This is a genomic window from Acaryochloris sp. CCMEE 5410, from assembly GCF_000238775.2.
GTDB lineage: Bacteria > Cyanobacteriota > Cyanobacteriia > Thermosynechococcales > Thermosynechococcaceae > Acaryochloris.
The window spans coordinates 1,980,056-1,996,122 of record NZ_AFEJ02000001.1 but is presented as its reverse complement, the minus strand read 5'-3'; the positions used below and the strand labels follow the sequence as shown (position 1 = coordinate 1,996,122).

General features: G+C 46.7%; 15 protein-coding genes. 7 read left to right on the top strand and 8 right to left on the bottom strand.

The window, feature by feature from the left end:
* Positions 1-82: 82 nt before the first annotated feature.
* Genes ON05_RS08905 through ON05_RS08895 form a run of 3 tightly spaced genes read right to left on the bottom strand, consistent with a single transcriptional unit; the run spans position 83 to position 3,007 of the window.
* Complete coding sequence (locus tag ON05_RS08905; RefSeq protein ID WP_010475571.1) at positions 83-511, bottom strand: hypothetical protein; 429 nt, start codon at positions 509-511, stop codon at positions 83-85.
* A gap of 12 nt (positions 512-523) precedes the next feature.
* Complete coding sequence (locus ON05_RS08900; RefSeq protein ID WP_010475570.1) at positions 524-2,482, bottom strand: FHA domain-containing protein; 1,959 nt, start codon at positions 2,480-2,482, stop codon at positions 524-526.
* Positions 2,483-2,494: 12 nt separating this feature from the next.
* The gene (locus ON05_RS08895; protein WP_010475568.1) at positions 2,495-3,007 is read right to left on the bottom strand and encodes an FHA domain-containing protein; all 513 of its coding nucleotides are present in this window, start codon (positions 3,005-3,007) and stop codon (positions 2,495-2,497) included.
* Between the two features lie 325 nt (positions 3,008-3,332).
* Between ON05_RS08895 and ON05_RS08890 the strand changes: the two genes are divergently transcribed.
* A complete protein-coding gene (locus tag ON05_RS08890) occupies positions 3,333-4,775 on the top strand; it encodes a PrsW family glutamic-type intramembrane protease (protein ID WP_010475566.1) in 1,443 nt (480 codons plus the stop codon).
* Between the two features lie 38 nt (positions 4,776-4,813).
* Here the strand turns inward: ON05_RS08890 and ON05_RS08885 are convergent, their stop codons facing one another.
* The 3 genes from ON05_RS08885 to ON05_RS08875 form a co-directional block, all read right to left on the bottom strand.
* On the bottom strand, positions 4,814-5,659 hold the full coding sequence (locus tag ON05_RS08885; RefSeq protein ID WP_010475564.1) for a 2OG-Fe(II) oxygenase family protein: 846 nt from the start codon (positions 5,657-5,659) through the stop codon (positions 4,814-4,816).
* 96 nt (positions 5,660-5,755) lie between these two features.
* Positions 5,756-6,421, bottom strand: coding sequence for a type 11 methyltransferase (locus ON05_RS08880; RefSeq protein ID WP_010475562.1), 666 nt, complete (start codon positions 6,419-6,421; stop codon positions 5,756-5,758).
* 242 nt (positions 6,422-6,663) lie between these two features.
* On the bottom strand, positions 6,664-7,968 hold the full coding sequence (locus ON05_RS08875; RefSeq protein WP_010475560.1) for an FGGY-family carbohydrate kinase: 1,305 nt from the start codon (positions 7,966-7,968) through the stop codon (positions 6,664-6,666).
* A gap of 99 nt (positions 7,969-8,067) precedes the next feature.
* On the opposite strand from ON05_RS08875, the gene ON05_RS08870 reads away from it, so the two are divergent.
* The 5 genes from ON05_RS08870 to ON05_RS08850 all read left to right on the top strand — a co-directional run bounded on the left by ON05_RS08870 (position 8,068) and on the right by ON05_RS08850 (position 12,091).
* Positions 8,068-9,132, top strand: coding sequence for a hypothetical protein (locus ON05_RS08870; RefSeq protein WP_010475559.1), 1,065 nt, complete (start codon positions 8,068-8,070; stop codon positions 9,130-9,132).
* 34 nt (positions 9,133-9,166) lie between these two features.
* Positions 9,167-10,162 (top strand): IS1 family transposase, encoded by a 996-nt coding sequence (locus ON05_RS08865; protein WP_262561004.1) that lies wholly within the window; start codon positions 9,167-9,169, stop codon positions 10,160-10,162.
* Positions 10,163-10,425: 263 nt separating this feature from the next.
* The gene (locus tag ON05_RS08860; RefSeq protein ID WP_010471811.1) at positions 10,426-11,286 is read left to right on the top strand and encodes a DNA adenine methylase; all 861 of its coding nucleotides are present in this window, start codon (positions 10,426-10,428) and stop codon (positions 11,284-11,286) included.
* A 122-nt stretch (positions 11,287-11,408) separates the two neighbouring features.
* Positions 11,409-11,696 (top strand): hypothetical protein, encoded by a 288-nt coding sequence (locus ON05_RS08855; RefSeq protein ID WP_010471809.1) that lies wholly within the window; start codon positions 11,409-11,411, stop codon positions 11,694-11,696.
* Complete coding sequence (locus ON05_RS08850) at positions 11,696-12,091, top strand: type II toxin-antitoxin system VapC family toxin (RefSeq protein WP_010471807.1); 396 nt, start codon at positions 11,696-11,698, stop codon at positions 12,089-12,091. The genes ON05_RS08855 and ON05_RS08850 overlap by 1 nt, the downstream gene beginning before the upstream one ends.
* Before the next feature lie 51 nt (positions 12,092-12,142).
* On the opposite strand, the gene ON05_RS08845 is transcribed toward ON05_RS08850, so the two are convergent.
* Positions 12,143-13,093, bottom strand: coding sequence for a hypothetical protein (locus tag ON05_RS08845; protein WP_010471805.1), 951 nt, complete (start codon positions 13,091-13,093; stop codon positions 12,143-12,145).
* A 424-nt stretch (positions 13,094-13,517) separates the two neighbouring features.
* On the opposite strand from ON05_RS08845, the gene ON05_RS08840 reads away from it, so the two are divergent.
* Positions 13,518-13,910, top strand: coding sequence for an NUDIX domain-containing protein (locus ON05_RS08840; protein WP_262561460.1), 393 nt, complete (start codon positions 13,518-13,520; stop codon positions 13,908-13,910).
* 6 nt (positions 13,911-13,916) lie between these two features.
* Here ON05_RS08840 and ON05_RS08835 read toward each other — a convergent pair whose 3' ends face one another.
* Positions 13,917-16,067, bottom strand: a complete 2,151-nt coding sequence (locus tag ON05_RS08835) for a glycosyltransferase (RefSeq protein WP_262561459.1) — start codon at positions 16,065-16,067, stop codon at positions 13,917-13,919.

Sequence of the window (16,067 nt, the reverse complement as noted above, 5' to 3'; positions counted from 1 at the left end):
AAGCACTTCTGCGAGGTGTCCACGTTATTTCCGATAAAGTCTATTGCATGCTAAAGCTGGGGCTTGATCCGTCGCCATAGCGTTAGAACCATTGGCCTCCACGGAAACGCCAACGCGGGAAAATGAGGCGCATCAAACTTTGTGAGGTGATAAAAACGGCTATCCAGACAAAACTATAGTGAACGATAAACCAGCCTAAATTCCAGGCATCGGTTCCTGGTAATTTAATCTCAGCAACATCGCTGAGCAAAATAATAAACAGCCCTTCCCATAACGCTGCGATCCATTGCAGTGCTGCTGGCCAATCTTGGTCCCAACGGAAGTTCTGGATTTGGATATAAAGGTAGTCCCAGCCTAAACCAAAGACCACAATATATTGCAACAACCAAAAATAATCTGAGCCTTCAGGATTACCGAAAAAACCACTGCAAAACAAGAGGGTAATCACAAGCCCCACGGTTTCCATAAGCAGAATACGGGTTTGCCAGCGTCCGAGCAGAGTGGGTGTCATGGTTGGATATCGTTAAGGAGTTTTGTTTTGGGCCCATTTTAGCCATTGCAATAATGAGCTAAGGCCATTGAGCCGATGGAGATTGGGGCCTCGGGCTGCAACTAAGCCATCGACGGCTTGTAGGGCGGTGTACTGTAATCCTAAAAAGCTGTCTACTGCAGCATAGGGTCCCCCAAAGGTAATGGCACCGGCACCATACATGCGACCATTTTGGTTACGCATTTCTAATAGCTCAAAGTCATTGGCGACGGCCAAGCGCCCTGCTGGGTTCAAGGGCAAATTATAGTGAGTGACCAAATCATTGAGAAGCGGACTGGCCTTGACTTTGCTATCGAGTCCAGTGGCATCAATGATAAAGTCTGCTTCCAGCTTGATCTCACCCCGTGGTCCTTTCTCTTGGATATAGGTTGTGGGACGAGATTGGGCATTAGGCACAACTCGGGTAACTTCGCCAAAGGTGATTTGATACCACCCTTGATCGAGTCCTGTTTGGACCAACTCTTTCCAGTCTTTGCGGTCTGCAGTGGTGGTTCCTCCCCAATCGGCTAGCAAATTCGTGCGCTGGTCAGGGGTCGCTTGTTCTAACTCTTCTCGCAAGGTCCCTCCCCAACAGGCTTTGGGCCAATTAAAGGGCTGGAATTCGAAGTGATTATCGACAGATCTCTGGGCCTTGCGAAAACGGTTGCCTTTTGGTTTTGGAGATCGCATCAAGTGCAAAATCGAAATATTGGGATTGCGCTGACGGGCTTCATGGAGCCGTTGAATAATGCGAGAGGCAACAATTCCTCGCCCCCGGAGAACGACTGTTCCTCCCTGGCGTTCTAAGGTCTCATAAACATGGTTATGGTCTTCGTAGGCATTGACAACGGATTTAAAGTCTCGGGTTTGTTCCCGATAGGCTTTCAGGTCCGGTAAAAACTGTAAAACAGGATATCCCGTTGCCAGATGGACATGACGGGCGACCACAAAGGCAGTTTGTTTGCGACCAGGGGAATAGGCGATGGCATAGCGGCCATCGTTGGTTTTGCGGATGGCTCGGACTCGCCCAAATCGATAGATTTGAGGCCAGCCAATGCGAACCGCTTCCCGATCAATGGAAGCAAATACATTGCCTGCCCTGGGGGTATAGGTTTGGGTAAAGGTGGGTTCTGCAAAGACCTGCCATAAATACTGCAGGGCAGGGTTGAGTTTGCCTTGATTAAATTCATGCCACGCTTCTCGTAAGGCATAACCTGGCCATCCCCAGATGTTGTCAGGGCAAGAATCTGAGTTGGATCTGAGGCGTTCGTGGGGGGGGATCTGGGAATTGAGGCAGAGCCGCTGATAACGCGCATAGGGGCGCTCTTCGATACCAAGGGCTCGGATTTGTTGGGGGGCGACACCAAAAATTCGCAGAAAATTCACCCAAATAAAGCTGCCGAGTCCTGCACCCACGGCTAAGTAATCGATCTCTTCAACGGGGAGCTGGGTGGCATATAAATCTTGAACGACGACCTGATGAGCTTGGAAAGCCGGGGGTAGAACGTTGACTGGCGCAGCTTCAGCAGGCGCAGCTGGAACGGGAGAGTCTGGCTCGGGGACCTGGATAATGGATTGCTCACTGGCTTCGGCGGTGGGTAAACCTGTGCCGTCCAGGGTAAACATCAAGGTGATTTCGTAGGGACCAATTTTGAGCTGATCGCCATTGCTAACGTTGCAGCTAGGCTGGAGGACTCCGTTCACCCAGGTCCCGTTACTACTGTTTTGGTCGGTGACGCGAATATGACCTTGGACCCATTCAATCAGGGTGTGATAACGGGAGACCTGGCTACTATTGAGGACAATCCGAGCAACCCGCTGATGGTTGAGTTCTGCAGGCATCTGCGCAAATTCGCGACCAAAGGCAATCGGACAGGTTAAAAGTGGGGTTCGTTGCTCCCCTGTAACGGGATCTTGCCAACTCAACCGTACTTGCCCAGGAATAGTGCTCATATTTCACCACTCTTAGGGTTTGCCAATAAAAACTGTGTTAGATGTGGCCATGGAATGACCACACATGGGACAGTCTTGCTTAATCGCATCATTACTATAGGCAGCGACATGGTGACATTGGGGACATTGCAATCCATAGGCTGCCGTTGAAGGGGGACCACTTTTGGGAAACGTGGGTGGCGTGGCAGCGGGGGTAATGGTCATCGCCGTGATTTGTAGCTCTACCCGTCCGAGTTTGATCCGACTCCCGGCTCGTATGGGTAAATCCCCTTGTTTGAGTAAGGTGCCATCCACAAGCGGGGGATTTTGTTGGCGCAGATTGCGAATAAAAAACTGTTGAGCTTGGGGCTGAAAGAAAATTTCTACATGTAGCCCAGAGACTGAGCGCTCTTGGAAAACAATGTCACACAAGGCGGGGTCGCGACCTAAGCGAATTTTTCCCAGCTGCTTGCTAGGTTGTTGATCTCGTAAAACTTGGATTTTGGTTTGGCCGAATTCTGACCATTGGAGTGTGAATTCACTCATGGATGCCGCCAGCTCGTAAGGTCTGAATCAAGTGCAGAAGCAGTATTCCCTATTAATAGTCAGGATCTTGCTTACAGCAGGATAAGGTACCAATTGTTTTAAGGAGTCTTTCGATCCTTACCTTCCCCTCAGCATACCCGTGCCGCCGTGACAATCATCACCGCGATCGCAGGCTGCGACAGGCTATAGATGGCTGAATAGTGGGCATTCTTAGGATTGCAGCAATATCCCAATCCTGCTAAGAAATAAAATAAGACAGACTCCTAGTTCAAGACAGCAATATCTATAGCGCCATCATGAGAATTAATCAGCAGTGGACCAACCTATGGTGAACGATCAGCAGAATGGTTTACTCAGACTTATTTCGGCTCAGTCCAATGCTGATGCTGCCCAGTCCTGTTATTCCCTATCGGAAACGGAGGAAACGGCCATTGGCCGGACAGCGGACTGCCAAGTCATTATCGATTCCAACCTTTTTGGTGGCGTCTCCCGTCGTCATGCAGTGGTAAAACCCACGGGGTCTCGAACGCCTCAGGGTGCTCCCATTTGGCAAATTTGTGATCTCAATAGTGCCAATGGTACCTATATAAACGGCCAGAAGATTCAGGGGTGTCAAACCTTGAATGTGGGGGATCGGGTGATGTTGAGCCATAACGGCCCTGAATTTCTATTTGAACATCGCGCCACCCAGCTAGTGGATCAGTTTGCGGCAACGGGCTCTCCTACGCCTGCACCGCCCTCCTATCCTTCGCCAACGCCACCATCTTATCCCCCTCAACCACCGGTTTACCCACCCCAGCCGACACCGGGAGCGACGTCTAATCAGGTGACCGTAAGTCAGCTGTTTCCCATCGTGTCTGCCCGCAAAGATCTCTTAGGAAAAGGGTATCTGATACCCGGCATTCTGACCGTGATGATGGTGGTGTTGCTCTTTATCTTTGCCAGCAACCCACCAGTGTTTAATTTGCTCCTAGCGCTGTATCTGGGGGGAGGCGGATTTTACTTTATTTATCGATTGTGCGGTAAACAGAAGCCCTGGTGGGTGCTGCTTCTCAGTACCATATTCACCATGGTGATTCTGGTAACGCCAATTTTGAGCCTATTTATTTTGGTGTTTCGAGGGATTTTGCCGGGGAATGTTCAAGGTGCCTCTCCAGATTTTATTTCACAACTGATTAGCCACTTCTTTGGGGCGGGATTAATGGAGGAGTTACTGAAAGCCTTGCCAATTTTTGGCTTCTTTTTCTTGGGATCACAGCTGCGTCCTCCCAGTCGGCAAAAAGTTGGTGTTTGGGAACCCTTGGACGGCATTTTAATTGGAGCGGCTTCAGCCCTTGGATTTACATTGGTGGAGACCTTAGGACAATATGTACCGGGGATTGCGGCAGATGTTGCCAGATCGTCTTCTAATGAGTTTGCGGGAGCATTGGCTGCTGTACAGCTATTGATTCCCAGGATCTTGGGTTCTGTTGCCGGCCATATGGCCTATAGCGGTATTTTTGGTTATTTTATTGGGCTTAGTATACTCAAGCCAGCCCAGCGATGGCAGATCCTAGGAATTGGTTTTCTGGTGTCTTCCGGGATTCATGCCTTTTGGAATGCGTCAGGAAGTTTGGCGCGGAATTTTGGAGAATTGGCGGCTGTGCTGTCACTGATGACGGTGGGCGTTCTGGCTTACGTCTTTTTAACTGCGGCTATTTTGAAAGCACGCCAGCTGTCACCGACGAGATCGCAAAATTTCGCGACCCGTATCGCTCCCCCGAATTAATAGGTATGAAACCCTCAACATTAATAGGTGTGATGTCTTTAAACGAGGCCAATCTCCTGTAGCCGTTCTTGCAGGTACTGTCGGGCTGTTTTGCCTTCTGCGAGTACCACCTCTGGCCGAGGATGGAGAAACAGGGGCATGGATAATCGAGATTGATGTCGAGCTGGACCGTCAGGGTTAACAACGCGGTGGGTGGTGGAGCGGTAAAACCCTTGGCTGGCGAGCTGTAGCATATCGCCAACATTGACGACAATATCGCCGCGATCGCACGTTACGGATTGCCACTGTCCTTCAGAATCCAATAACTCTAAGCCCATTCCCGTCGCTGCAGGCAATAGCGTAATTAAATTGATATCTTCGTGGGCCGCCGCCCGAACAGCTCCGGGTGGGATGGTATCGGGGAGCGGCGGATAGTGCAGGAGCCGAAACAGCGTCTCCTTACTATCTGCAATCATGGCGTCTAACGGTTCGGTAAAGTTTGCATGAATATGGGGTGGAGCTTGTGCTTCTATCCACTCCAATAGCTCGGTTGCTAAGTGTCGGAGTTGATTAAATAAGTCCCAGGTTGCCTGACTCATCCCTTGAGGTAGGGAATGCCCTTCATAGATATGGAAAAATTCTTTCAAATCAGGCGTCGTATATCCCTTTGCAGTCTCCGTTTGTAAGGGGAAATACCCCGCTTGGACTTTGGGGTCAAACCTATATTGAACCTTATCTTCACTTAGGAAAAAGGCTAGCCAGTCTCGATAGGTTCGTTCTATGAGGGGATGGTCAATGGGACTATGGCTGAGAATCGCGAACCCAGAATCTTGTAAAGAGTGGGCAATCGCTTGAGGTGCATGAACACTTCTGTAGTCAATAGTGGGTAGAGATTGATCAACCATAGTTCTTGACAACGCCTATCTCTAAAACAACATGCTGCGATGATGCCTCGCAGGAGTCAAGCTGCAAACCAGAATTCACCCACAGATGAGGTCAATTCAAGAGGCCGTAAAAAAGTCGTAAATGTGAGTCGTGCCCTCTAAGGTTGTATGAGGAGCAAAGGGCCAGCGCGTCGAATGCTTAAACAACTGCAAGATGATGCTCATGTTCAGGGGGTTTTGGCCGGGTGGATCACCATTCCAACCCACAACTAAATGCCCTTGAGGTTTGAGAATGTGATGAATAGCCTGCAGCGCTTTGACTTTATCGGCTTCATCATTCAAACCAAAACCAAAGACACCATTCATGACCACAACATCCATGCTGTGGGCGGGGACATAAGCATCAATTGCTTCAATGCCGCAAATATAGTGCCGATGGGGTTCGCCCCATTGAGCTGAATCTGGATCAATATCTGTGGTCCAAAACTCAACGGATGATGACATAAACCAGGTGCCATAATGCCGGGTATAGGGTTGGCAGCCGACGAATAAACATTTCCCCTTTGGCGCTGCTGCGATCTGAGGCAGGATATAGCTCTCCATAAACTGCCGATCAGGCCTGGCTGACATTAATTTCGAGGTTAGCCAGCTTTTTAAGGGCGATGGCAGTATCAGCTCTGCTGACTGACGGATGATGGGGAAGTTAGATAAAGTTTGACGAATGGAATAGGTCAGGGAAGTAGCGTCTTTATCTGAACTGATCTGGCGATTGTGTTGGCTCAAAGTGCCTTACCTCACGGAAATGCAGCGTTTGCAAAGGTTGGGTGAAGGTTAGCCAAAGGCCGGAATTTGAGCTACTGCTTATTAGCAACAGTCTATAGGGTTTCTTAAGTGTGAATAGCTTTAACGATCACCCGGTCGTTTCACTGGTAACAATATCATGTTATTTGAAGATAATTAGGGTTTTTATTCTCTAATCCCGAAAATTAGACTAAAAATCTCCGTCTAATTACAAATATATCTTGCTAATTGTGGGCTGCTAACAGTGCTGTACCATAGGCTGCCTGTTGATGATGAGCTGCATAGACAGGAACCTGCAGATGGCGTTGACGAATCGTTTGCCAGGTCGGGTTTTGGGCACCCCCGCCAGCCGTATAAACGACCTTTAACGGCGGAGCACCATGGATTTGCAACAGATGATATCCCTGGGCTTCGATGCGGGCCAAGCTTTCGAGTAGCCCCTGTAAAAATTCCACGGGATCTTCCGGGCGAGGGGTGAGCTGTGGCTCCAAAAAGGGATCATTAATGGGAAATCGTTCTCCGGGTTTGAGCAGTGGGTAGTAGTTCAATGAACTAGGTTGGCTGGGGTTAATGCGCTGGCTAAGTTCCACGAGTTCTGGGGTTGAGAAAAAAGACTGAAGGACAGCCCCACCTGAATTAGATGCACCCCCCACTAGCCAGTAATTTCCAAGGCGATGACTATAGATGCCGTAGTCTGACAAATCGATACGGGTCGGACTCAATAGCTTCACGACAAGAGTAGAGCCCAGAGACGTGACGGCCATCCCCGGCTGATTGGCTCCGCTGGCGATAAATGCGGCAATGCTATCTGTGGTGCCTGCACAAATGTGGCAGTCTGAGGGGATGCCAAAGCGATCGGCAAGGTGCGGTTGAAGGGGGCCGATATTTGAGCCGGGTCGAAGGACTTGTGGTAGCAACGGCAGCAGCTGGCGGAGAGGGGGTTGATGGAACCAGTCGGGATAGGCTGCGATAGCCGTTGGCATAGCCCGTCCTCTGGACATAGAGCGGTCTTTCCCCAGCGCCGGATCGTATCCCAGTTTCAAGCTGTTGTGATCATCACTGAGTCCTACACGACCATGTAATAAAAAGGCGAGCCAATCCGCCTGATGCATCAGATGGCAAACGGAGGTCATATCCACCGTCCGACTCATACCCAGCAGTTTCGCCAAGCTAGAGCTAGCGCTGAGTACGGGATGACCCGCAGGAGCCAAGGTGGTCAGCAATTCTAAACTGGCTGGATCGCAGGTGTCGTTATACATCTGCGGTGGATAAAGGGGGGTGCCATTAGCGTCGCAGAGCAAAATGGTGGAAGAGGTGCCGTTAATGGCGATGGCTTGAAGATGCGATCTCACCTTCTCAGGGATCTCACCGATTAGTTTCCATAAGGTACTTTCCCAACAAGCCACTCGATCTTCCGAAATAGCAGCAGAGAATAAATCGCTTACTTCTGATCGTATTAGGCCTTGTTGATCGATAACGACAGCACGAGCACCAGATGTACCGAAATCAATTCCTAAAGTGCATTGCATGTACGGTGAGCACTAAGCTAATAGTTTAGATGCAAGAGTTGACAGCGCTGATTTTTTAGCGCTATATATCGAGCTGATCACTAATTCAAGGATGAGTCTATGGATCAAGAAATTAAAAATTTTTATATTAAAGATTTAATTTTATGGACTGAAAACCCTCGTGATCCCATTGATGAAAATGCAAAAGACCAAGATGTTGTCAATAAAGCCTTAGGAGATTCTTCGGGCAAATGGTCTTTGAAAAAATTGGCCAAAGAAATGGGGGGGTATTATGACTTGAGTGAACTTCCTACAGTGGTATTTCATGGCAAAAAACCTGTGGTATATGATGGAAATAGAAGAATAATTCTTGCAAAAATTAAGTATAATCTTGTTTCTGTTCCAGATGGTTTAAACATCAAAATCCCAGATTTCCTAGAAGAAATCCCTTGCAATGTATGTTCAAAGCATATAGCACTTCAAAATGTTTTCAGGAAGCATGGCGAATCAGGTTCTTGGCAACCGCTTGAGCGTGATATTTTCCTACATAAGTTTATGGGAGAATCGAAAAGTGTATTTTTAATTCTCGAAGAAGAGACAGGTATTGTTAGTGCAAATCCTCATCTAAATCAAGGTTTTGTAAAAGGAGAAATCTTCAAAAAAGATATACTCGAAAATATAGGCTTTTCAATAAAAAATGGACATTTATATAGCAAGCATGAAAAAGAAGATGAAAGCGCTATACTATCTGATATTTCTAACAAAGTAAAGAAAAAAGACTTGACAACAAGAAAGAATAGAGGAAAAGTTTACGAAGTTTTAGAGCCATCTTGCCAAGAGTTGATTGATCAAAATCAAAATAATGAACCTCATCCTTCTCGCACAAAATTTAAGAATAGTAATAAGTCTCCATGTATTGGCGAGAATTCTAGTAGATCCGAAGATAGCAAGAAGGTTCGTAAGCAAAGATCTAGACGAGTTTCTACAGGACAATTAAAGCTATTTGGTGGTAGGTTGTACTTGCATAGTGGAGAGGTCAGCAATCTATACAGAGATATAGTAGATCTTTATGATTTTTACATCACTAAGAAAAGTACCTTATCACAAACATTTCCTAACTTAATTAGAATGTCATTACGTTTACTATGTGAAACTGCCGGGCACTGGTCTGTTAGCAGGATCTAGCTATAATGCTTCCGACGCAACCTAATGTAGATCAATGGAATGCCCATATTGTCTAAGCGAGAAGATCCTAAAGCGCGGCTTTGATAGCCTGCAAGATGGGACATTAGTCCAGCGATATCAGTGTAAGGATTGCAATCGGCGTTTCAACGAACGCACGGGTACCCCAATGGCTCGCTTACGCACCGCTAGTTCAGTAGTGAGCTATGCCATCAAAGCTCGCACCGAAGGGATGGGTATTCGTGCTGCAGGTCGAACTTTCGGTAAATCTCATACCACCATTATGCGTTGGGAAAAACGCCTAGCAGACCAAGCACAGAACTGGTCACCTCCCGCACCAGCAGCCTCTGATGTGACGGTAGAAGGGGATGAAGTTTACACGCGTGTAGGCAAAAATCTTCCCCCCAGCCAATCCCAGGGCTGGACCATCCATTTCCTTGAACGCGAAAGCCGCTATTGGTTGACAGCACAAGCTGGCCTCAAGGATGCACAACTTTTTGCAAATGGCGTTTACTCAGCTTGGGAGTGGGTCAAAGCCTGTGATGGGATTCGATGGTTTACCGATGGTGAGAGGCGTTATGGACAAGAACTTTGGAAGCTCGCCAATGTCTATCTCAATGGTGAGGAGTGTCATCCTGACTATGGGCATCGCAAGGTTTGGCGAGAGGGGTTAGAAGTCGCGATGAAAGTTAAAGGGTCTCAGGGGAATCGGCGAGTAGAGTGGGTGAAAGCAGAGCATCCCTTTACCGCTATCAGTCTAGGGTCTGAGGTCCATGCCAATCATAATGAGGCTCACAATGCTGCCTTGAGGAGACGATGTAGTGCTTATCGAAGACGGCAGAATCTCTACGCTAAGAAGCGGTCGGGGTTACAGCGAGTGCTAGATGTACAACGCCTGATTCATAACTGGGTTAGACCCCATTGGGGGCTCAGTAAGCAGACCACACCAGCAATGGAGATGGGATTTTGTTCTCGTCCGTTGAGCACACTAGAACTCCTCACCAATAAAGGGTTTAGGTATGTGCCCTGTTAGTAGACCAGTGCCAACTGCCGCAAATGATCGAAGTATGCAACTCAACAACTATTTAGTAAAAAATTTCGCAAGCGCAAAAAAAGATTTGAATCGAGACCAAAAGACTACTCTTTCAAATCACAATGTGAGCGAAAAAAGTATTGTGCAATTACTTCATACTGGTGCTCATATGTATGCTTCGTCAAGTAATATAGAGCAAACTATAGCACTATCAATTATGATTGGGGCAATATTAACCCAAACTCATGGGAAGAGCGACTAGCATGGGTATTTATTACTCTCCTTTGAGATATCCAGGTGGTAAAAACTGTATATTTCCATTTATATCCAATTTGTTTTATGAAAATCAATTAATTGGAGTAAAATATGCTGAACCATATTCTGGAGGCGCTGGCTTAGCACTTAGACTTTTGTTTGAAGGTTATGTTGATCACATTTACATCAATGATCTTGATAATTCAATTTATTCTTTTTGGACAACTCTCTTAGATAGATCTGATGAGTTTTGTAGATGGATTGAGGATGTTGAAGTATCCATAGAAAATTGGAGGAAGTATCGAAAAATACAGGATCAAACAGAAGTATATAACTATTTTGAGTTAGCAAAATCAACGTTCTTTTTAAATAGAACTAATGTCTCCGGAGTAATTAAGGGAGGAGTAATTGGAGGGCTAAATCAAACAGGTAAATATAAAATTGATGCAAGATTTAATAAGACAGATTTAATAAGACGAATACAGAATATAAAAGGTCTCAAGAATCGTATCTCGGTTTCCAATATTGATGGGATGGAATTCATCAAGAGATTAGACAAAAGGAAAGAAGATATATTTATATATTTAGATCCGCCTTATTATCAAAAAGGGGCGAATCTTTACATGAACTTCTACTCATATGAAGATCATAAAAAGCTTTCTAAAAAAGTTAATGCCTTGCGTAAAAAGTGGATAGTTTCATATGATAATCATGAGTTCATATTAAATTTATATGCAAAAAACAATAAACTGAGACATAATCTCTCTCAGTCTGCATCAAATAGGGTGGGTAACGAAATTTTTATATTCTCAGATAAAATAGATTTTACTAACTCTATAAGTGCACTTAAATCTCCTGAAGCATGTTAGTTTCAAGAGCTAAATTAAATAATAGATAGATATTTCTTGTACCTTATAAAGGTGCTCCGAAAAGGAAAGATTTTTTTGAGGTAAGGTAAAATTAAAATCTATTGTTGCTTTGCAAAACTCCTATGAACCAAATTTTGACATTGGAAATCAGTGAGCAAGTTTTCATCGCCATACAGAGACAAGCAGCCAAAGTTGGTGTTGCTCCAGAGCGTTTAGCTGCAACATTGATAGAGCAACGATTAACTTCCATCGATAGTGTGCATCATGATGCAACGAAAGCAGAAACCGCCCGGATAAAATTTGAGAGCCATTTTGGCACCCTTAGCTCAGAAACTCCCATCAGTATAGATAATCAGACCATTGATGCAGATTTAGCTAGCGAGTACGCTAGCAACCATGAGCTAAAGTAATGCTGCTTGATACATCAGGATTGCTTTGTTTACATTATCCAGCTGAACCTTCCCATACCCAGGCTCTTTCTGCATACAAAAGCGCAGCCCGTCTGGTCACTCATAATTACATTGTTGCTGAGTATGTCGCTTTAGCTAACGCAAGGCGGTTTCCCCGTAAATTTGCTTTAGATTTTGTAGTGGATTTGGTGAGTAATCCCCAAATTGAGACAGTTTGGGTTGATCAGCCTTTGCATCAAGCAGCTGTCAAACTGTTGACGATGAGATTAGATAAAACATACTCACTCTGTGATGCAGTCAGCTTCGAGTTGATGCGTCAATGTTCGATTACAGAGGCGTTGACCACTGATAAGCACTTTGAGCAAGAAGGCTTTATCCGTTTATTGAAGTTTTAAACGGTTTGATATCTACAGCAGCATGTGCTTCAACACTTCAGCCAGCTACTCCTAAGTTTCTGGACTAGTATCCGGTTCATTGGTATCAGGCTTGGGGTTAGGCGTTTGCGACGTGGAAATTGCTTCAGTCAACTGTACGTTTTGTCGATGGGACAACATGCCAAGTAAGACTGGAGAGCGTTTACCCTCTCCTTTTTTATTCTCAGAATACCGTTGCACTTCAAGCACCACGTCTTCCTGGGGGTACCCCGGACATTGTCGCCGATCCACTTCTAAATGAGGAATGGTCGCGACTCTAGGTTGAATATGAGTGGCGGCTTGGACGATCTGATCGGCCTCTAAAGCCTTGAGAAATACCTCGGACTGATCATCTTCGACCATGCCAATCCTTTGGCCCAGGCCATACCATTGATCGCAGGTTTCGCAAAAAGGGTCTTCGGCTGCAGACTTGGCCATGATCACACTAATGGCTTCAATGATGGCTAACTCAATCAGCCAATAGATCCAGGTAAAGGTTTCGTTTAAAGGGACGCCCTCACTACTGCTGCCCGCCCGACCGATGCTGAGCCCCTGTTTGGCGGAAAATTTAAGATACCCTACAAAGCCAGATGAGCCCGTTTGTTCTTGAAAAAAAGCATCCATCAGAGCATCAATCTCTGCCGGCTCCATGTCTTGACCCAGCTCAGCTTCAATCTCTTTGGCAAAGGACTGGCGAGTAAAAAAATACTCACCCCCATGATAAGCACCATAAGTGCTTAAGCCTGCTAAGACCCCAAACAACACACCCACCAGGGGACTGCGAGCTTTGCCTTTCTTAATGGCGACAGTTGTGGCACTGCCACTAGTAAACCCCATCAGGGCTGGGAAGATCAGCAATAAATAAATCCAACGGGCGATAAATGCAATTCCACCCCCTACAACTGCACCCCCCAGGGTTGATAGGGCCAGTAACCATACCCATCCTGTCCCAGGCACTTTGTTACTAGGTCGATATGGTTTCATAAGGGCACCCCTCACTCGGTCGTTGGTGAATGGGTCGATTGTACTGCTGTGCTTCTCCAGTTGGTGATTTTTTAGTTTGCCTGATCCGCATCTGGTCTTTAGGGGGGAATGCGGAAGGAAAACGATAGAAAAATGAATGAATTAGACAGGGTGATCCATAATATGTTCGAAAGTGAAAGGTTTATTGCTTCTCCTGAGCTGGCAAAACCTCAGCGTTCTGTCAAAAATTACATTCCCGTTCTATTCGCGTACCCACTGCAGTGAAATTCAACAATCGCCCCAATCGTTGTATTGAAGTATCCGGTAAGACCTGTTGGATTAGTCGAGATGTGACGGTCTTAGGCGTTATTTTTTTTGTGATTGGCGAGACGGCATATGTTCCCTTGGGCCTCAGAGGGGACCAAATGCCAACAGAACCAGGAAAATGGGGGCTGCCGGGGGGTATCTCGATTACGATGAAACAGCTGGAGAAGCGATGGTTCGAGAAATATGGGAAGAGCTGGGACTCAATATTCCCCATCTTCAGAGCCAGTATCCATTTCAGGGGGCCTTAGACCAGCCCTACTATGTGGGGTCTCGACCGTTACGACTGCAAAATGTGTCCTTGCGATTTCCCCTGATGTTTTTCTTGGAAAATATGACTCAGCTGCCGCCGTTAAAACCCCAAGTCGCCGTTGATGAAGTAGCTGAAACCCGGTGGTATGAGCTGGGAGAGGCCATTAATATGCAATTGGCGTTTAACCATAACGGCATTATGAAGCACTGTTTAGAAAGCTACTACAAAGATATTTGGTCTCCCGATTTCCCCGCTTCGTGATGGGATCTATCCACGGCTTTCGGCTAAGGCATAGAGGCGGAAAACGGATTGAAAGAGAGCCCAAACGGTTAAATGCTCAGGAACTTTTTGTTCGATCCATTGGTTGGGTTGGCAGTAGAGAAACGGGATCAGCGATCGCAACTGCACGACATCGCATTCAATAAATCGCAAGCCTACAAAAAACGGCCCGGCATCGCTATTTTGTTTCCACCGAATTTCAACTTTTAGTTCCGTTTTCAAACCAGGAATCCTCAATACCCCTAACTTATCGGTGGGAGGTTGTTTCCATTTCCGATTTAAGCGAACAGCGGCTCCCCCTTCTGAGATGTTGATACTGCGTCCTAATAACCATTCCCCGTTAATTTGGAGTTCGCAGGGAAACTGACGGTCAAACCGAGAGTGTTGCCGCTGAGGCACATCGATATTAACCAGAACGCAAATGTACAGGAGGATGAGATTATAAGTAGTCCAAACAATATTAATTCTGAGGCTGTCGGGGTTGGCCGTACTCCAAGGGGCATAAAAGATGCGCATGCCTAAACCGATTAAGGACAGCACAATCAACAGAACCAAGGGCCAGAGTAAATGCCAGTTGATATGTAAGCGATTGGCTGCGATTCCTTTGGGGGTTACCTTAAAGGCTTTGCCAAAGGGATTCCTCAGGGTTTGAATCACCGTCAGCATCATCGGAATGCAGAGAATCGTTTCATAGACATCTGACCAAAAGGCGGATCGCCGTCCTTCGGTCATCCATGAAAAAGAGATGGCATTACAAACGAAATAGGGCAGGTAGAAAAAGAGGACCCCATCAATCGTTGCTCGCAGAGGGGCGAGTTCAAACAGTAGATAGGATAGCGGCATCACCAAAAAGATAAACCGGGGGACAGAAAGGCACCAGTACAGTAATCCTAGGGAATGGGACACCCGCTGTAAGAGGTTCAATCCGGGAATCGTAAAGACATTGGCCGGGCAAAACATAGACTGTAAGGTTCCCTGCCCCCACCGTAAACGCTGGTCAATATAAGCACCCATATTCTCAGGAGACATGCCAGCCGAGAGGGCTTCATTGAGATATTTAATCTTGTAGCCCAAGGACTGTAATTTCAAAGAAGTAAAGAAGTCTTCAGTGATGCTTTCGGTGGGAATGCCGCCAATCTCGGCCAATGCTGTGCGCCGAATAACAAAGGAAGACCCACAGCAAATCACGGAGTTGGTGACATCTCGACTGGGTTGGATATAGCGAAAGAACAAGGCTTGCTCATTGGTCAGCACCTCTTGCAAGCCCAGATTGACGCCAATGGGATCTTCGTTGTAAAAGTTCTGAGGGGTTTGTAGTAAGGCGACTTTTTCGTCCTGAAAGAACCCGACTGTCCGGGTTAAAAAGTTGGTGGTGGGGATAAAATCGGCATCAAAAACAACGATTAAGTCTCCGTCCGTTTTTGCGATCGCATGGTTGAGATTTCCGGCTTTCGCATGGTCATTATTGGGACGGATGATGTAGTGGCAATCCAGCTCTTGAGCCAGCTCGCGAATATGAGGACGCCGCAGATCATCCAAGAGGAAAACCCGCTTGTGGTCATACTTCATGGCCTGGCAGCCGATAATGGTGCGTCGGAGGACGTCAGGTGGTTCATTATAGGTGGGAATTAAAACGTCCACCCAGGGTTGATACACTCCACTAATGACGGCCTTAGACAGGTGATCGGCTTCTGGACTGCGATCAATGCTGGGGATGGTTTGCAGCATAAACGCTGCCGTGTTGGTGAAGGCCATTAACTCCATGACAAACAGCAAAATGCTGAGAGTGCCATTGAGAGGATCGGACAAATTCAAAGTATTAAATAAGCGCCACAGCTCATAACGAACGCCCAGCCCCACCAACAGGATGGAAATGGTGGCTCGGCTCCACAAAAGAGGTCTGGGACTGATGGTTTTAAGGCAAAAAACAAAGGTACCGCCAATTGCGGTTGGCAATAATAGCCGATCGAGGCGATTCGCATCAGGGGTGAATACGGCCTGCATCTGTTGCCACAGTGTAGCTAAATCAGCCAGAATCAATCGTTCTTGAAACTGGCTCCATAGCCAAAGGCCCCCAAGGATAATCACTAAGCCCCAGACAATCCGTTCCAGCCCATCGATCTCAGTTCGTTTCAACAT

Coding starts and splice junctions, on each gene's coding strand:
- ON05_RS08885 (WP_010475564.1), bottom strand. CDS start 5,659: ATGGTTGATCAATCTCTACCCACTATTGACTACAGAAGTGTTCATGCA.
- ON05_RS08895 (WP_010475568.1), bottom strand. CDS start 3,007: ATGAGTGAATTCACACTCCAATGGTCAGAATTCGGCCAAACCAAAATC.
- ON05_RS08890 (WP_010475566.1), top strand. CDS start 3,333: ATGGTGAACGATCAGCAGAATGGTTTACTCAGACTTATTTCGGCTCAG.
- ON05_RS08875 (WP_010475560.1), bottom strand. CDS start 7,968: ATGCAATGCACTTTAGGAATTGATTTCGGTACATCTGGTGCTCGTGCT.
- ON05_RS08855 (WP_010471809.1), top strand. CDS start 11,409: ATGAACCAAATTTTGACATTGGAAATCAGTGAGCAAGTTTTCATCGCC.
- ON05_RS08905 (WP_010475571.1), bottom strand. CDS start 511: ATGACACCCACTCTGCTCGGACGCTGGCAAACCCGTATTCTGCTTATG.
- ON05_RS08840 (WP_262561460.1), top strand. CDS start 13,518: ATGGGGGCTGCCGGGGGGTATCTCGATTACGATGAAACAGCTGGAGAA.
- ON05_RS08900 (WP_010475570.1), bottom strand. CDS start 2,482: ATGAGCACTATTCCTGGGCAAGTACGGTTGAGTTGGCAAGATCCCGTT.
- ON05_RS08870 (WP_010475559.1), top strand. CDS start 8,068: ATGGATCAAGAAATTAAAAATTTTTATATTAAAGATTTAATTTTATGG.
- ON05_RS08850 (WP_010471807.1), top strand. CDS start 11,696: ATGCTGCTTGATACATCAGGATTGCTTTGTTTACATTATCCAGCTGAA.
- ON05_RS08860 (WP_010471811.1), top strand. CDS start 10,426: ATGGGTATTTATTACTCTCCTTTGAGATATCCAGGTGGTAAAAACTGT.
- ON05_RS08865 (WP_262561004.1), top strand. CDS start 9,167: ATGGAATGCCCATATTGTCTAAGCGAGAAGATCCTAAAGCGCGGCTTT.
- ON05_RS08835 (WP_262561459.1), bottom strand. CDS start 16,067: ATGTTGAAACGAACTGAGATCGATGGGCTGGAACGGATTGTCTGGGGC.
- ON05_RS08845 (WP_010471805.1), bottom strand. CDS start 13,093: ATGAAACCATATCGACCTAGTAACAAAGTGCCTGGGACAGGATGGGTA.